The organism is Vreelandella sp. L-15 (assembly GCF_056857635.1).
The window spans coordinates 1-12,764 of the sequence record NZ_JBSXNN010000081.1 but is presented as its reverse complement, the minus strand read 5'-3'; the positions used below and the strand labels follow the sequence as shown (position 1 = coordinate 12,764).

Sequence of the window (12,764 nt, the reverse complement as noted above, 5' to 3'; positions counted from 1 at the left end):
CACCGCTTGTGGGTCCTGCAAAGCTTGAGATATGGGTTGCTGGTCATGCAGATCTACCCTGCGCAATAGCCTGTGCCATCATGGCCATCTTCTCAGCTTCCGAATTGCCATCGACCAATCGGAGAAACGCGCCTCTATAGTTCGGCTTATGGGTGTTCTCGAGCACGAAAGCAGTCGTTGAGACCACTTCGCCACCGATGCTGTCAAAGGCTCGCGCGCCCAGATGAGCCATCGACAAAATAGTGTGTTGATTGAGAATGCGGCCGCGCAAAGCTTCAAAGGAAGACAGAAACATCCAGCTTTGCATCGTGATCATGGCGACAGCGCCGCCAGTTACCGCCATATCCAGATTACGTTCTATGAACATTGCAAACAGGTCGGACTTGCTCTTTGGGTAGTTCTCCTTGGCCCAGGCGCCAAGCCGTCCATTCATACCCTTGCCGCCCATATAGGGCGGGTTGGCGACGACCACGGCGTAGCGCGGGCTCAAGGCTTCGGCCATGCGCAGTACTTTCAGTACTTTGCTGTGCGTGTCGGCCAGGAACAGGTTACTACCCAGATTCTTGGTCTCCAGCTCGGCCAGCACGTCAGTCACGTTGGTAAGCTTGGGCAAGATCAGGGAGCCGAAGTTGTCAGCCTCCTCGAATTGTTGCAAGGTTTCACGTAAGCCCTGGGTGAACAGGTCGCGGCCCACGGCGCTCATGTACTCTTCCAGTTCATCTGGAGTGAAGCTAACTTTTTCCAACACGCAGATGTTGGGCTTGATGCCTTTGTTGAAAAAACGCCGCTGACGCGCTCGGGCTTTCATGGTCAGAGCGAAGGCGGCCAGCTCACCGGCGCGCTCATCCAGCTCAATACCGTAAAGGTTGTGTGTCAGAATCTTTTCCGGGATTTCGGACGGCTCGTAGCCTTCTTCTTCATAAATGGCGTAGAGCAGATCGAAAGCATAGGTCAGCATATGGCCGGAGCCGCAGGCTGGGTCGCAAACCTTGAGCTCTTCCGGGCCTTCGATTTTCAGAAAATCGGCCTCAGTCTCCTCCGGAGGAATGTAATACTCCATCTGGTCCACCAAGTCTGAATTTGGTCTGTTAAGCATCCACAAGCGGCCGAGCGAGTTATCCACCAGGTATCGCACAATCCAGTGCGGCGTGAAAAGCTGGGTGGCGGCGGGGATATTGGCCGGTGTGATTTTCTTATTCTTCTTCAGCGCCTCGAATACCTGATCCTTTTTCTCAGAGATATAGAACTGGTACAGCCAGCCAATAACCTCGACATCTTCACAGGCATCCGGCGTCATGGCTTCGCGGGTGTAGGCCAGAATCGAGTTGCCGGAGAGCAGGTCATCCGGCATTAGCAGCTCGGTGTAGTCGTCGATACGCTCGAACAGGAACGGCATGGCGCTGTACCAATAGTTACAGGCGGCCACCACCAGCAGCCGATAGGCTTCCCCCTGCGGGTCGCGGCTGGGCACCTTGCCATCCAGCAGAGCGAAGATCTTTTCGCGGGTTGGCTCCGACACCATGTCTTCATCGATATGGCCCATCTTGGCATCCGCCAGGATCTCGGGCTGAAACTGCCCCTCAGCAGGGGAAACAATGCCAATGCGGTTGTAACGATTCACGTCCATAAAACGCAGGGCGCAGAAGCGGTTGAACCAGATATAGGCCACCCGCTCGATAACCTGCTCTTTGCCTTGGTCGGTTACCGCCTCTTCCAGCTTTTTAATCGCCAGCGGCCTTTCTCGCCGGGCAGGACTCTCATCAGCCAATACCAGTTTGAGCTTGGCTGTGACCTGTTCGAGGAGGCTGCGGCGAGCGAATTGGGCGAATTTTTTAAGTTTTGCAGTTTCCATTCAATAACCTGCTGAATTGCTTTTGAACGCAGAGCAGGCGCTCTGTGTTGTCGTTACGCTTTCGCATGCAGCGCATATATGCTCGGTGAGCATATATATGCTCGGTGAGCACATGTTGCGCGCAAAAAGCTTAAACCCGCTCATAAGTAGCGCCTTTCTGCTCACCTATTTGCTTGATTTGTTTGGCGCCTTTCATTCTGGTTAGCAGCCGGTAAGCCTGATTTCTATCGAGGTGGCAGAGCTCCATGACGTCCGCGCGTTTAATGCTTCCGTGAGTGTCAATAAAGCTCAGTACCATCTGCTCCTGCTGGATGGCATCGAACCCGGCTTGACGCACGTAAGCCACCTTTTGGCCCGCCCCCTGGTATACCTTGGCGCTCAGGGTATAGCTACGGCCACGACCAGTGCCGTGAGCCTCAACCAGGCCAACCTCGAGTAATCTTTCGAGAATAACCCGGGTTTGCGGCTCACTTTTCTGTAACGCTGGTGCCAGTTCGCCCGTGGTCAGTCGGCGCTCATCTTTCAGGCGGGCAAGTGCGATCAAGGGCTCAACATGCGAGTTCCCCAGCTTGTCATGCTGTTCGACCACCATCCTCAGGAAGTCTCGATCTGCAGCGATATTGGCCATGAAAAGATTGACAAAGTAGGCCGTGGACAAGGTGTAATCGGGCTCGGGCCGGCCATAACGCAACATCCCCTCGTAAATACGGTCGATGCCACGCCCGGTACGCTCAGCCAGACCAATTCGCTTGATGATGTCAGCCAGCAGGGGGTTGCGAGATTGTGGTGGGGCCACCAGCAAATTATTGAGATTGACCCCTTCGATAAAGCCGCCGGGGCTGCTGATATTCAGACCGCTGTCATCCAGTTTGACATGGACTGCCCCGAGGCGACTAAAGTCCCGGTGGACGAGCGCGTTGACGAAACCTTCCCGAAAGGCGCGCCGATCGTAGTTGGGGATCGGTACGCGAAACAACCCGACTTCCAGCTCTTCTTCTATTACCCACGGCTTGAACTGAAGCTCTACTTGTTCGAAGGTTTCCAGCAGCGGCTTGCGGTAGAACTCGTTAACTCGTACCTCGGTGCCGTGCAGTACCTGAAAGGCGACTTCATAGGCCGGGAGGTGCTGCCGCAACAATGCCTCAGATCCCAAGAGCAATAGGCCTGCAACAGTCGGCTGTGGTTTGCCATTAATGGTTTTGACTAAACCCAGTGCTCCATCCAGCTCTTCATCCGACAGGGCCAAAAGAGACTGCTCACCACCGTATTTTTCAATGGCATTGCGAATGCGCAGACGTTGCAAGGGATCGAGTTGGTCGGTGCTTATTTCTTCAAGCACCATGGCTGAAGGGTCCATAAGCCCCATCGATGATTGGCGTTGAGTGAACTCATGGGGATAGAACGGCACGGCCTCCGGGGAGCCATCGACTCTCAGGCGCCGGCGCTGCAGCAGGCCATCCGAGGTGGATATCAACTGCCGTGATTTGGGTACGTGGATTCTGGCAACGGGCTTCCCCTGCAGCTCAAGGGCTTCAACACGCACAGCCAGCGATGGGATGGTCTTGTTGGCAATCAGTGCTGGCAGGCCAGTGAGGTTACGGTGGTTGGCGTGCAGCCCGGTCGGCGTGCCATCGTCTTCAACACCCAGAAACAGGTCGCCGCCCTCGGTATTGGCCAAGGCCACCACTGCGGCTATCAGATCCCGGTCCGGCAGGCTTTTGGCATCGCTCTTGAACTCGACGGTCAGATTTTCACCGCCGCGAATTAGCTCAAGGAGATCCCGCTCTATATCGTTCATAGCCATCTCTTATATTTGCACCTTGCGGCCTTGCTGGATTTCTTGCAGCAGGGCTTCTCGCAGAGATTCCAGGTAACGCTCCACGTCGGCTTCACTGGCCAGCCAGGCTTTGTCATAAACAACCTGAAGATTACGCGCCTGCACGTAATCCGCCGGTGATTCATTGACTTGAGGCGGCTTCCCATCGCTTTCGCTTGAGCCAGTAGGTTCTGGCGTTTCCTCTGGCGCCGCTTTCTGGTGGGCCATAGAGACCATTCGAGCGAGAACCTTCTGATAGCCTTGGTCTTCAAAAAAGCGCAGACGATCATTGATCACAGCAATCAAGCGCTCCTGCCCGATGTAATCGACCAGATCTCGGAAGGGTTTGTTGAGCTCATCCTGGCGCGGTTCCGGCAGGGTCTGATATTCGTCCATGCTCTGCATTCGCTCCTGCATGGTCTTCAGGGAGGTTTCTGCCTGAGTTCGGGTTTGCTGCACTTTCTCGTCGATGCGTTCCTGCAGGCTATCCAGTTGGCCCTTGAGTTGCTGAATGCGATTCCCTTTGTAGCAGTTGGGGTCGTTCAGGATGGTGCGAATCTGCTCGATCTCGTCCCCGGACACGTAGATGAAGTTGGGCTCCTGGCTCTGCAGGAAGGACCGAGCCTGGTTGTAGATGTCTTTTTGTGCCCCCCCCATAAACTTGCGGATGGGGTCGATGACATCTTCTTTCAGGTCCAGCAGCTGGTCTTCCTGCTTACCCAATTCCGTCAAGTGCCAGGTATAGGGCTTTCCGGCGACCTCTTTCAGCGTCTCCAGGGCAGGTTTCAAGGCATTGAGAAACGGGTACTGATCGACCTGCGCTATCCGCCGATCCAGGTCGTGGTACATGTCCTGGAAGGCTTCGCCGGCCTCTTTACCCAGGGCCTTGGCTTCGCTGCTGCGGGGCGGGCTGTCGAAGAAGTCCTCGTAGAATGACTTGAGGGCTCGGACCTGAGAGGCGGTGAACTCAATCTGTGGTTCCAGCACCACGTTGCCGTGGCCGTGAGTGTTACGCAGGGCGCGCTCCAGCTCGCTGTCCTCCAGGATATTACCGTCGAGACGAACTTCCACCTTGCCACGGGCACACAGGTTGGCCAGGGTGCAGAGAATCGCGGCGTAATACCAGCCGTAGGGTTTGCGTTCGAACTTTTCCAGCAGGCTCTTCAAGGTGGTGCGGACACCGCCCCGGTTGTTGCTCTGAATGAACGCCAGCACCTCCTGCTCGGATTCCGCCAGGGCCGTGGCGTCGTTACCGAAAAGGCCATCGTCTGTACGGTTGAGGCAATTGCTGATGTCGCTTTCCGTGTAGGAAACGCCGCGCAACATGCGGAGGTTGGGGTAAGCCCGTGAAATCAGCTCATGGAAGCCCCGGATAATGCGGGTCTGGGGGTCCTCATTCGCCACTTCCACATCGGCGCCGCCAATGAGCAACTTGGACTTGCCAATGAGGGTCTGAACCTGCTGCCGGAGCCTGGCCTCGCGCTCACGGTTCTGAAAGCCCTTGTCATTCAGGATCCGCTTAACCGCTTCCTGCTGGGTAACGGAAATGTTCTGCTTGATGTACTTCTCGGTGCGCTTGAACATGAGCAGATCCCGCACCAGGCGCTCGTCCGACAGCATGAGCACGAACAGCTCGTCCGCCTTGTAGGTTGAGGCTGTACGGAGCATTTGCTCGTTGTCAGTATGCTCGTGGAACGGGCTGATGACATTGATCGAGAGCTCGTATTCACGCCCATGCAGACGATCATCCAGTTTGCGCGAATAGGAGTAGTCCTGCCCCTGGTTTTGGGAGGAGCCGGCGTCATAGCGGATTTTGCGCTGTTTTATAACAAAGTCGAAAACGATCTTTTCCAGCTCGTCCGCAACGTCCGATGACTCAACCTCCGTGTTCTTGATCTCCTGCTCGACGTCCTTTTCCTCGTCCGTCAGGTACTCGTACTGGTCGCCGTTGCGCTGTATGTAGGTCTGTTGCTCCAGAAGGCTCAGGGCTTCTTCGACCTTGGTGCGAAGTGCCGGTAGATCCTGATCGAAGGCATCCAGCATCAGCACGCAAAGGTTGCGCACCGTGGGCTTGAATTCCTTGACATATTTGACCAGGAACAGGGCCTTCAGCAGCCGGATGGCGAAGGCATTATCGAGGTGGTTCTCGGCCTGAATAATCGCCCGCTGTATTTGTGATTTCAGTGCAGAGCGGATGCCTTCAAACATCAGGTCAAAGGTGGCCAGCTGGCCCACCTCATGGTTGCCGATGTGGATGGCCACCTGCTGGAAAACCCCCAGCATGGAGCGCTCACCGACGGAGCTGTGCTTACCCTCGAAGGCGTTGTGCTGTGACAGGTTCTGGATCGCCGATTGAAACAGCGCGAACTGGTAGGGGACGAAGGGGTAGCTGTGGATGAAGTGGTCCCTGTCCCGGAAGTTCCGGTAGGTGGCCGATCCATCCGCGAAGTCAAACAGGGTTTTGAAGTTGTTTGCCTGCGCGTGATAGACGTCCGACAGCTGATTGACGCCTTCTTCGGTCTTGGTTAGCAGGCGCTTCTGGATGACCTCCGCCACGTCCGCACTGGACAGCTTCATACGATTATTGAACCGCGCCTGAATTTTCGAGAAATCGTTGCCCTGCTGCTTGCCCATTTCGCCAACCACGTTTTTCATCTCTTCCTGGGCGGTGACGATAATCCAGGCCCGGCCCCGACACTTGGTGGCGAGGCTCTCGGCAATGGTTTGCAGGTTGGTCATCAGCTTGGTGTTGTCGGCAATGTACTGGCCGACCTCGTCCACAAAGAAGTTCAGGCGGAACTCTTTGTGGCCACCCTCTTTTGCCTGCTTCTCGATATAGGCATTCACATTGTCCGCGAAGTCTTCAATTGAAACGCGGTATTCGCTGCGGTACTTGTCCAGAATGCCCGCTGCCGACTGCGGGTCGCCACCGGTCACAGCGGCGTAGGCTTTGGCAATATTCGGGCCTTCCAGAAGGGCTTGCTCCCGGCCTTTCTGCCAGGGGCGGCCGGCGATGGTCTCGTACTCGGCTTTGAATTGTTCGTACAGGCCACGGCCGTCCAGATCGCGCTCAAACTGGGCAATGTGCCCTTGTTTGCCGTAGTAGCCGCACATTTCGTCGAAGACTTTAACGAACACGGCCAGAAGCGCATCGATTTGGGTTTTGCTGATGACATCGGCTTTCTGGTCGATGTTGAACAGAATGCTCTTCGCCGGAATTGAGACAGCTCGCTTCAGGTCGCCCCGGAGAATTTCATTCTCACTGCACTTGGGAAGGAACAGGTCCAGGGTAGTAGCACCGTCCATCTCCCGGTTTTCAAGCAGAAGGGCCAGCATCTTGAGGAGGTGCGACTTACCTGAGCCGAAGAAGCCGGATACCCATACACCGTTGGCCCCTTCGTAATTGTTGTAAGCGTCCAGGAACTCTTCGAGACGCTTCTCGACTTCGTTGGTCAGTACGTATTCTTCAATTTCGAGGCGAAGACTGGCTTCATCGTCGGCTTTGATAACGCCTTCAATGGGGCGGTCAACGGGCTTTAGAAAAATGTTCTTCAATGTCATTGCACTTTCCCTTAATAATTACGCCTCGAATCGTGTCGTCTGCTCAGGCTTCGTAATGAAAGATGTTGAACGCACGGTAGTACTTGTCGTCATGCAACCTGCCGAACAGGTCCAGTGATGCACCGGTTTCCAGCGAGTGGGTATAGGAGCCCGGGAAGAACATCACCGTTGGCTGGTCTTTGGCGGTGCTCTGCAAGTTGTTGAGCACGTTATGGGAGCGTATGTAGGGGAAGACCTCCCCCACCCCTGAGAGAAACAGCACGTCAAACTCAACGGACTGGAGCTTTGCCGCAATAGCGGGCACCAAATGGGCTTCCGGATCCAGCACTCCCTGCAACAGTTCTTTCAGTTGATCCTTTGAGACAGTGGGCTCAAGTTCCAGCACCTGGTCCCAGATGTCTCTTTGCTTCAAAAGATCGACGGCCAGGTCATACAGATTGATGCTCAGGATCCGGATGCCCGCCTGCTCCAGTCGGTTAACCAACTGCCGCTGAAGACGCTCCATTTCGACCGCTTCTTCAGGCCGGTAGGGACAGATGAAGAAAGGCACTTCATTACCCAGCCCCTGTTTGTTCAGGAATCGCTGGCCGGAAACCACGCTGAACAGGTGCTGTAGTCGCTCCTGCATCGGCATTTTGGCAATGTCCTTTGTCAAGCTGACATCCCCCTGATATCGGATTCATAGACTGGGAAGTAAAAAAACTCGTCAGGATTGTTCTGACGCAGCAACTCAACCAGCCTGGGGTTTAGCAGTATTGCGTTTATGGTTTTGTCCTTAGCTAACAACCCTGCCTCCCGCAGCATTCTGAACAGGACCTGCCGCAATTTATCGCGCGTTGAGGCACTGGCATTATCCAGTTCGTCATGCCATTCCGATTTACGATTGTAGAAGGCATCGAAATCCTCAAAACTGAGATCCAGCTTCATCGCGACAAACCGTTCGTGTAGCACTTCCACCGCAAAGTCCGCGATAAAGCGGTACAGGCGGCACACGGCAACCCACAGAAGGTGAGCCTGGTCCTGGTGGTTTGCCTCGGCCAGGAAAGTCAGTTCGCTTTCGGTCAACGTCTTCAGGCGTGCAATCGCCTCTCTACAGGTGCGCTTTGCCGTGCTTTCTGTTCTGGCCTGTAGCAGGTTGTCATGTAGAGCTTGAGTCCGCACATCTTCCCAGTCACGGAGCGACAGGTACAGCTCGGCCAACTTCACCGATTCGCGGTGATACAGGCTGCCGGACGTGAAGGAGATGCGATACCGGCCTTGGGTCATTCGGAACGCTCACCTTTGCTCGTCTCAGCGGCTCCACCGCCCTTGACCCACTCATCCACTTCGACTTTTTTGAACTTCCAAAATCGCCCCATGCGGTGGGCGGGCATTGCGTGCTTGTCGATCCAGCGGTACACGGTGTCATTGCTGACACCGAGGTGCTTGCCAATTTCGTCTACGGATAACCAGCGATCTTCCATCTCGGCCATGTTTTCGCTTCCTATGGGCGATGGTGTTGCCACCTTATCTGAGGCGGCACGGTCTCATGGGCGGAACAGCCCTACACTACATTGACTGATCAATATATAGAGGTACCACGCTGCATTCAACCGATTTGACCCGGATAGACCAGCAAAGAACGGCATATATAGCCACCTGAAATCTGGGCGATCCCATCAATAGCCCCACGCAATCAACACCTGCGGTGTGAGCGGCATGCCTTTTACCGCCAACAGCCCTCATCCCTCCTCGTTGGAGGGGCTTGAACTCCCGCTGGTCGCCTCCTTCAGTCCACCGAGGTGCTCCTCCAGATTTTTCAGGAGGCGCTCGCTTTTCCGCACGATTCGACAAAGCTCCGCCTGGTTGGCATTGAGCCTTCGCAACATTTCAAAACCGTCCTCAGTTTCCATGATGAGCGGTTTCTCCCAGTCCTGTGCCCGCGTGAAGGCCGGTTTGTGATAGCGGAACCGACCTTCTTTGCGGATGTACTCACTGAAAACTGATCGGCCCTCGCCACTCTTCTTCGGGATAAAGCGGTTGTAGTACCAGGACAATTCCAGTTTTCTTTTTCTGAGTCGAACGCGGCAGCCGAAGTGCCCGGGATAGCCGGGTGTCTTGTCGGTACGATGAGCCATGTTGTGGGACCAGAAGTGATCACAGAGCCGCTGCGCCAGATAGCGGTACCTTGCTTGCTCCACGTCCGCTTGCTGGTGAATCGCCGTCAGAAACTGACGGCATTGCGTTATGGCGGCTTTGATACCACGTTGGTGGTTCACATTTTGGGCTCGGCTGACCGCCTCCCACTCTGCGCAGATTTCCTGGTGAGTCATTCGTTTGCTCATGGCTGGCTCCTCGCTATGGATTTGCCAACAATCGTAATCCGTCGAGTGCTTTGAGCTGCCATGTGCTTTTGCCCTTTTTGGATACAAAGGCGGGGGCGGAGCAGATCCTTTCCTCCAAGCCATGGGACCTTTCCAATTCCTGTCCACGTGACTACCTGATTTGGGACTTTCGCGTTGCGTTCCCCCTGCCCGACGGCATAGGTAGCATGGGCTGAAAGCGTCGTGCACCGGTATTTATTTGGGACCCTGGCCTCCCACCTCAGTGAAAACACCGGTATCCGGTGGCTTGATGGAACCGGACTGACTGTCGTCGCTACGACAATTCCCGCTACTTCCTCGGGGCACTTACAAAGGGCTTGGAAGAGACCTTTTGGAGCCCCGTTGTGATATGGACATGCCCCGTAAAATAACAGGGCCTCGAAAAGGCTCTTTAAGAGGCTGTTTTGATCACGTCCAGCATTGACTTTCACATGTGAAAGTCAATGCGCATTACCGCTTCACAAAATGATGCCGTGATGGTGGCGGCTAGCGGAGACTGTTCACATTTTCGCCAGAATTTGTCCAAAAACCGATGGCCGCCACATAGAAAACGCCTAAACCCTAAAATTTATCCTTTAAATTCAGCGTTTTAATATCTTTTTCTCTTTGCGCCCAAATTGGCCAATTCCACGGTTCTGGTGTGAATTCAGGACTATTCATAATCACTCCTGTCCGTTAAACAACGAATCAGGAGTGGATTATGCAACGACAGTATTTCAACGAGACGAATGAGCGTTTGCTCACCTATGAAGAGGTTTGTGCCGTCACCCAGCTTTCGCAAGCCACGCTTCGACGGTACGTGAAAGCCGGTCGTTTCCCTGCCCCCATAAAGCCAAGCCCGCAAGGAAGGGCCGTCAGGTTCCGGATTCAGGATGTTCGTGACTGGCTAGATCGGCTGTGACGGAGGTGCAAATGAAATTTCAGCTGAGGGATTCCGGCTTGTACAGCTACGGCTCTGAGCAGTGGCACTGGCTTGGCGGCTGGCTAGAGGTTGTCGCCCGGACTCGTCTTACCGGAAAGAAGCACGGTCACGGCGTGCTACTACAATGGAAAAACTTTGATAACGCCATGCTGAGGGAGGTGGTTTACGCCCGCGACCTGCATGGTGAGAACGCTCGTCAGATAAAAGAGCTTTTTGTCGACACGGGTTATCCGCTTAAGCCCGGCAACGCAGCTTGGTCGCAGATACTGCAATATTTGCTTGAGGCGATGGCAAAAGCGCCGCCTGCTACCACTGTAGACCGCACAGGCTGGCACGGGAAAATTTTCGCGACGAGTGGCTGGACTGCCGGTCAAGCGGGCGAACCGCACTACTATGTTGGGCAGTTATCAACCGACCACATTTTGTCAGAAAAGGGCTCTCTCCAAGATTGGCAGGCTCACGTAGGCCGCCTTTGCGCTGGAAACTTTTTAGCGGTATTCAGCGTCGGCGTGGCATTGGCTGCACCACTGTTGCAACCCGCTGACCTTGAAAACGGTGCTTTTCACTTCGCCGGCCACTCCGGATGTGGAAAAACTACTTTATTGCAAATCGCTACCAGCGTTTGTGGCGCCCAGACGTTCATGCGTAGCTGGATATCGACGTCCAACGGACTGGCGGCAGTATCTGCAGTGCATAATGACATGCTGCTGGCACTCGATGAGATCGGCTTAGCCAAGCCTGAAGATGTTGATGTAGCCACTTATCAAATCCTTAACGGTACGAGCAAATTACGCGCCCAGAAAACCGGAGACCTTGCCCCTCAAACGCACTGGCGAACGCTGGGCCTCAGCTCGGGAGAAATCTGGCTTTCAGAGATTTTTCAACAACTCGGGAAGCCTGTAAGAGCGGGGCAAAAAACTCGCCTGGTTGAAATACCCGTTTTTGGGAAGTATGGCGCTTTTGATGATTTGCATGGGCTTCCGAGCTCTCAGGAGCTGGTAGACACACTAAAAAAGCACACGAAGAAATACTACGGTGCGCTATTCCGAGAATGGATAGAACGCCTGACCGACGACATTGATGAGCTACCTATATACATCCAGCGGGAAACTAAAAAGCTGCTGGACACCTGGGTCACTCCACATATGGCTTCCCAGGTAATCCGCGTGCTCAAGCGCTTTGCTCTCGTAGCCATAGCATTGTGTCTAGCCTGCAGAAATTATCTGCTGCCTTGGACGGAAACCAGCTCAGTGCAGGCAGTCGAGAGAGTCATAGCTGCATGGCTTCAGCGTCGTGGACATGTTTTTGACGCTGAGGAACATAGTATCCTGATTCGTCTACGTGACGCAGTCGAGCGCTGGAACCACAAATTCTCAAAATTCGAACGCGGGCACTATGGGAGAATGTTGGGCTTTAGGCGAGAAGTAAGCGGCGAGCGCCAATGGCTAGTCAGAAGGGAGACTTTCCTCAAAGATCTAGGCTTACCGAGCCGGTACAGGGCCGACATTGAGCCCCTTTTTCAGAGGGGTTTTCTGGAGACAAACGAGCAAAATCGTGGAACACTGAAAGTCACGCTTCCGGACCGCTCCGAGCGCTTTTTTGCCGTCTGGCCCGATAGAGTGCGAACGTACTGGCAGAGCGTTCCAAATGGAGACACCCTTTCCCAGTTTCCCACTTTTCCCAGCGACAACCCGGAGGTGGTAGAGGATGAGTGACAAAATCTTCAGTCCGCCTTCGGAAGAGGTGCGCACTAAGCTTCTGGCTCGTTCTGGACAGTGTGAGCGACTGGTCCGGGAGGGGGATCGCCGCGCGATTACCGGCGTCAGCCGGACTCAGTGGTGGACCTTGGAACGAAAGCGAGCGGCTCCGGCACGGCTCAAGCTGGGCTGCAACTCGGTGGCGTGGCGGCTATCGGATCTGTTGGCCTGGATCGAACAGCAAGGGGCTTGATTTGGCCCCTTTTACTCTCCAGAACTAACTTCACCTCTCACGATGGGCGCTAACCATTCGCAGAGCGCCTCGTGAGCCTTTCTTCGTTCTTCAAAATACGCATGCTTGTTATAAACCCGGTCCGTCCGGTTCCCGGGCAGCTGATTCAGGCAGCGTTGGTGCATATTCCGCCCTATCGTGACCGCCCATTCCGTTTGAACGTGACCGCCTATTCTGGATGATGGTGACCGCGCATTCCGTTTTATCGTGACCGATTTTGGGCAATTTTCCGGAATCGCTGGTCACGTTGCCGGAATCATC

11 protein-coding genes are annotated in these 12,764 nt (G+C 54.7%); 3 read left to right on the top strand and 8 right to left on the bottom strand.

Annotated elements, in window-relative coordinates; translation table 11 throughout:
* Nucleotides 1-43: 43 nt before the first annotated feature.
* From pglX to mobI, 7 genes are all read right to left on the bottom strand, one after another.
* Nucleotides 44-1,852: a BREX-1 system adenine-specific DNA-methyltransferase PglX gene (pglX, locus tag AC13CY_RS12165; RefSeq protein WP_483052585.1), complete on the bottom strand. Its 1,809-nt coding sequence runs from the start codon at nt 1,850-1,852 to the stop codon at nt 44-46.
* Nucleotides 1,853-1,982: 130 nt separating this feature from the next.
* On the bottom strand, nt 1,983-3,650 hold the full coding sequence (locus AC13CY_RS12160) for an ATP-binding protein (protein ID WP_483052584.1): 1,668 nt from the start codon (nt 3,648-3,650) through the stop codon (nt 1,983-1,985).
* Between the two features lie 9 nt (nt 3,651-3,659).
* Nucleotides 3,660-7,229 (bottom strand): BREX system P-loop protein BrxC, encoded by a 3,570-nt coding sequence (gene brxC / locus AC13CY_RS12155; protein ID WP_483052583.1) that lies wholly within the window; start codon nt 7,227-7,229, stop codon nt 3,660-3,662.
* Nucleotides 7,230-7,272: 43 nt separating this feature from the next.
* Nucleotides 7,273-7,884 (bottom strand): DUF1788 domain-containing protein, encoded by a 612-nt coding sequence (locus AC13CY_RS12150; RefSeq protein ID WP_483052582.1) that lies wholly within the window; start codon nt 7,882-7,884, stop codon nt 7,273-7,275.
* Nucleotides 7,881-8,495, bottom strand: coding sequence for a DUF1819 family protein (locus AC13CY_RS12145; protein WP_113879483.1), 615 nt, complete (start codon nt 8,493-8,495; stop codon nt 7,881-7,883). The genes AC13CY_RS12150 and AC13CY_RS12145 overlap by 4 nt, the downstream gene beginning before the upstream one ends.
* Nucleotides 8,492-8,701: a helix-turn-helix domain-containing protein gene (locus AC13CY_RS12140; RefSeq protein ID WP_008174223.1), complete on the bottom strand. Its 210-nt coding sequence runs from the start codon at nt 8,699-8,701 to the stop codon at nt 8,492-8,494. Before AC13CY_RS12140 ends, AC13CY_RS12145 begins: the two co-directional genes overlap by 4 nt.
* A gap of 249 nt (nt 8,702-8,950) precedes the next feature.
* Nucleotides 8,951-9,553, bottom strand: a complete 603-nt coding sequence (mobI, locus tag AC13CY_RS12135) for a conjugative transfer protein MobI(A/C) (RefSeq protein WP_483052581.1) — start codon at nt 9,551-9,553, stop codon at nt 8,951-8,953.
* 739 nt (nt 9,554-10,292) lie between these two features.
* On the opposite strand from mobI, the gene AC13CY_RS12130 reads away from it, so the two are divergent.
* The 3 genes from AC13CY_RS12130 to AC13CY_RS12120 are packed head-to-tail and all read left to right on the top strand — an operon-like array spanning nt 10,293 to nt 12,464.
* Nucleotides 10,293-10,493 (top strand): helix-turn-helix transcriptional regulator, encoded by a 201-nt coding sequence (locus AC13CY_RS12130; protein ID WP_008174219.1) that lies wholly within the window; start codon nt 10,293-10,295, stop codon nt 10,491-10,493.
* Nucleotides 10,494-10,504: 11 nt separating this feature from the next.
* Nucleotides 10,505-12,229: a DUF927 domain-containing protein gene (locus tag AC13CY_RS12125; RefSeq protein ID WP_172515134.1), complete on the top strand. Its 1,725-nt coding sequence runs from the start codon at nt 10,505-10,507 to the stop codon at nt 12,227-12,229.
* A complete protein-coding gene (locus AC13CY_RS12120) occupies nt 12,222-12,464 on the top strand; it encodes a helix-turn-helix transcriptional regulator (RefSeq protein ID WP_172515135.1) in 243 nt (80 codons plus the stop codon). The genes AC13CY_RS12125 and AC13CY_RS12120 overlap by 8 nt, the downstream gene beginning before the upstream one ends.
* Nucleotides 12,465-12,572: 108 nt before the next feature.
* Here the strand turns inward: AC13CY_RS12120 and AC13CY_RS12115 are convergent.
* Nucleotides 12,573-12,764, bottom strand: a 192-nt coding sequence (locus AC13CY_RS12115) for a hypothetical protein (RefSeq protein WP_483052580.1), incomplete at its 5' end; no start/stop codon positions are given.

What these genes read in the sequence shown, in the direction of transcription:
- pglX (WP_483052585.1), bottom strand. Translation starts at nt 1,852, where the DNA reads ATGGAAACTGCAAAACTTAAAAAATTCGCCCAATTCGCTCGCCGCAGC.
- AC13CY_RS12160 (WP_483052584.1), bottom strand. Translation starts at nt 3,650, where the DNA reads ATGAACGATATAGAGCGGGATCTCCTTGAGCTAATTCGCGGCGGTGAA.
- brxC (WP_483052583.1), bottom strand. Translation starts at nt 7,229, where the DNA reads ATGACATTGAAGAACATTTTTCTAAAGCCCGTTGACCGCCCCATTGAA.
- AC13CY_RS12145 (WP_113879483.1), bottom strand. Translation starts at nt 8,495, where the DNA reads ATGACCCAAGGCCGGTATCGCATCTCCTTCACGTCCGGCAGCCTGTAT.
- AC13CY_RS12140 (WP_008174223.1), bottom strand. Translation starts at nt 8,701, where the DNA reads ATGGCCGAGATGGAAGATCGCTGGTTATCCGTAGACGAAATTGGCAAG.
- mobI (WP_483052581.1), bottom strand. Translation starts at nt 9,553, where the DNA reads ATGAGCAAACGAATGACTCACCAGGAAATCTGCGCAGAGTGGGAGGCG.
- AC13CY_RS12130 (WP_008174219.1), top strand. Translation starts at nt 10,293, where the DNA reads ATGCAACGACAGTATTTCAACGAGACGAATGAGCGTTTGCTCACCTAT.
- AC13CY_RS12125 (WP_172515134.1), top strand. Translation starts at nt 10,505, where the DNA reads ATGAAATTTCAGCTGAGGGATTCCGGCTTGTACAGCTACGGCTCTGAG.
- AC13CY_RS12120 (WP_172515135.1), top strand. Translation starts at nt 12,222, where the DNA reads ATGAGTGACAAAATCTTCAGTCCGCCTTCGGAAGAGGTGCGCACTAAG.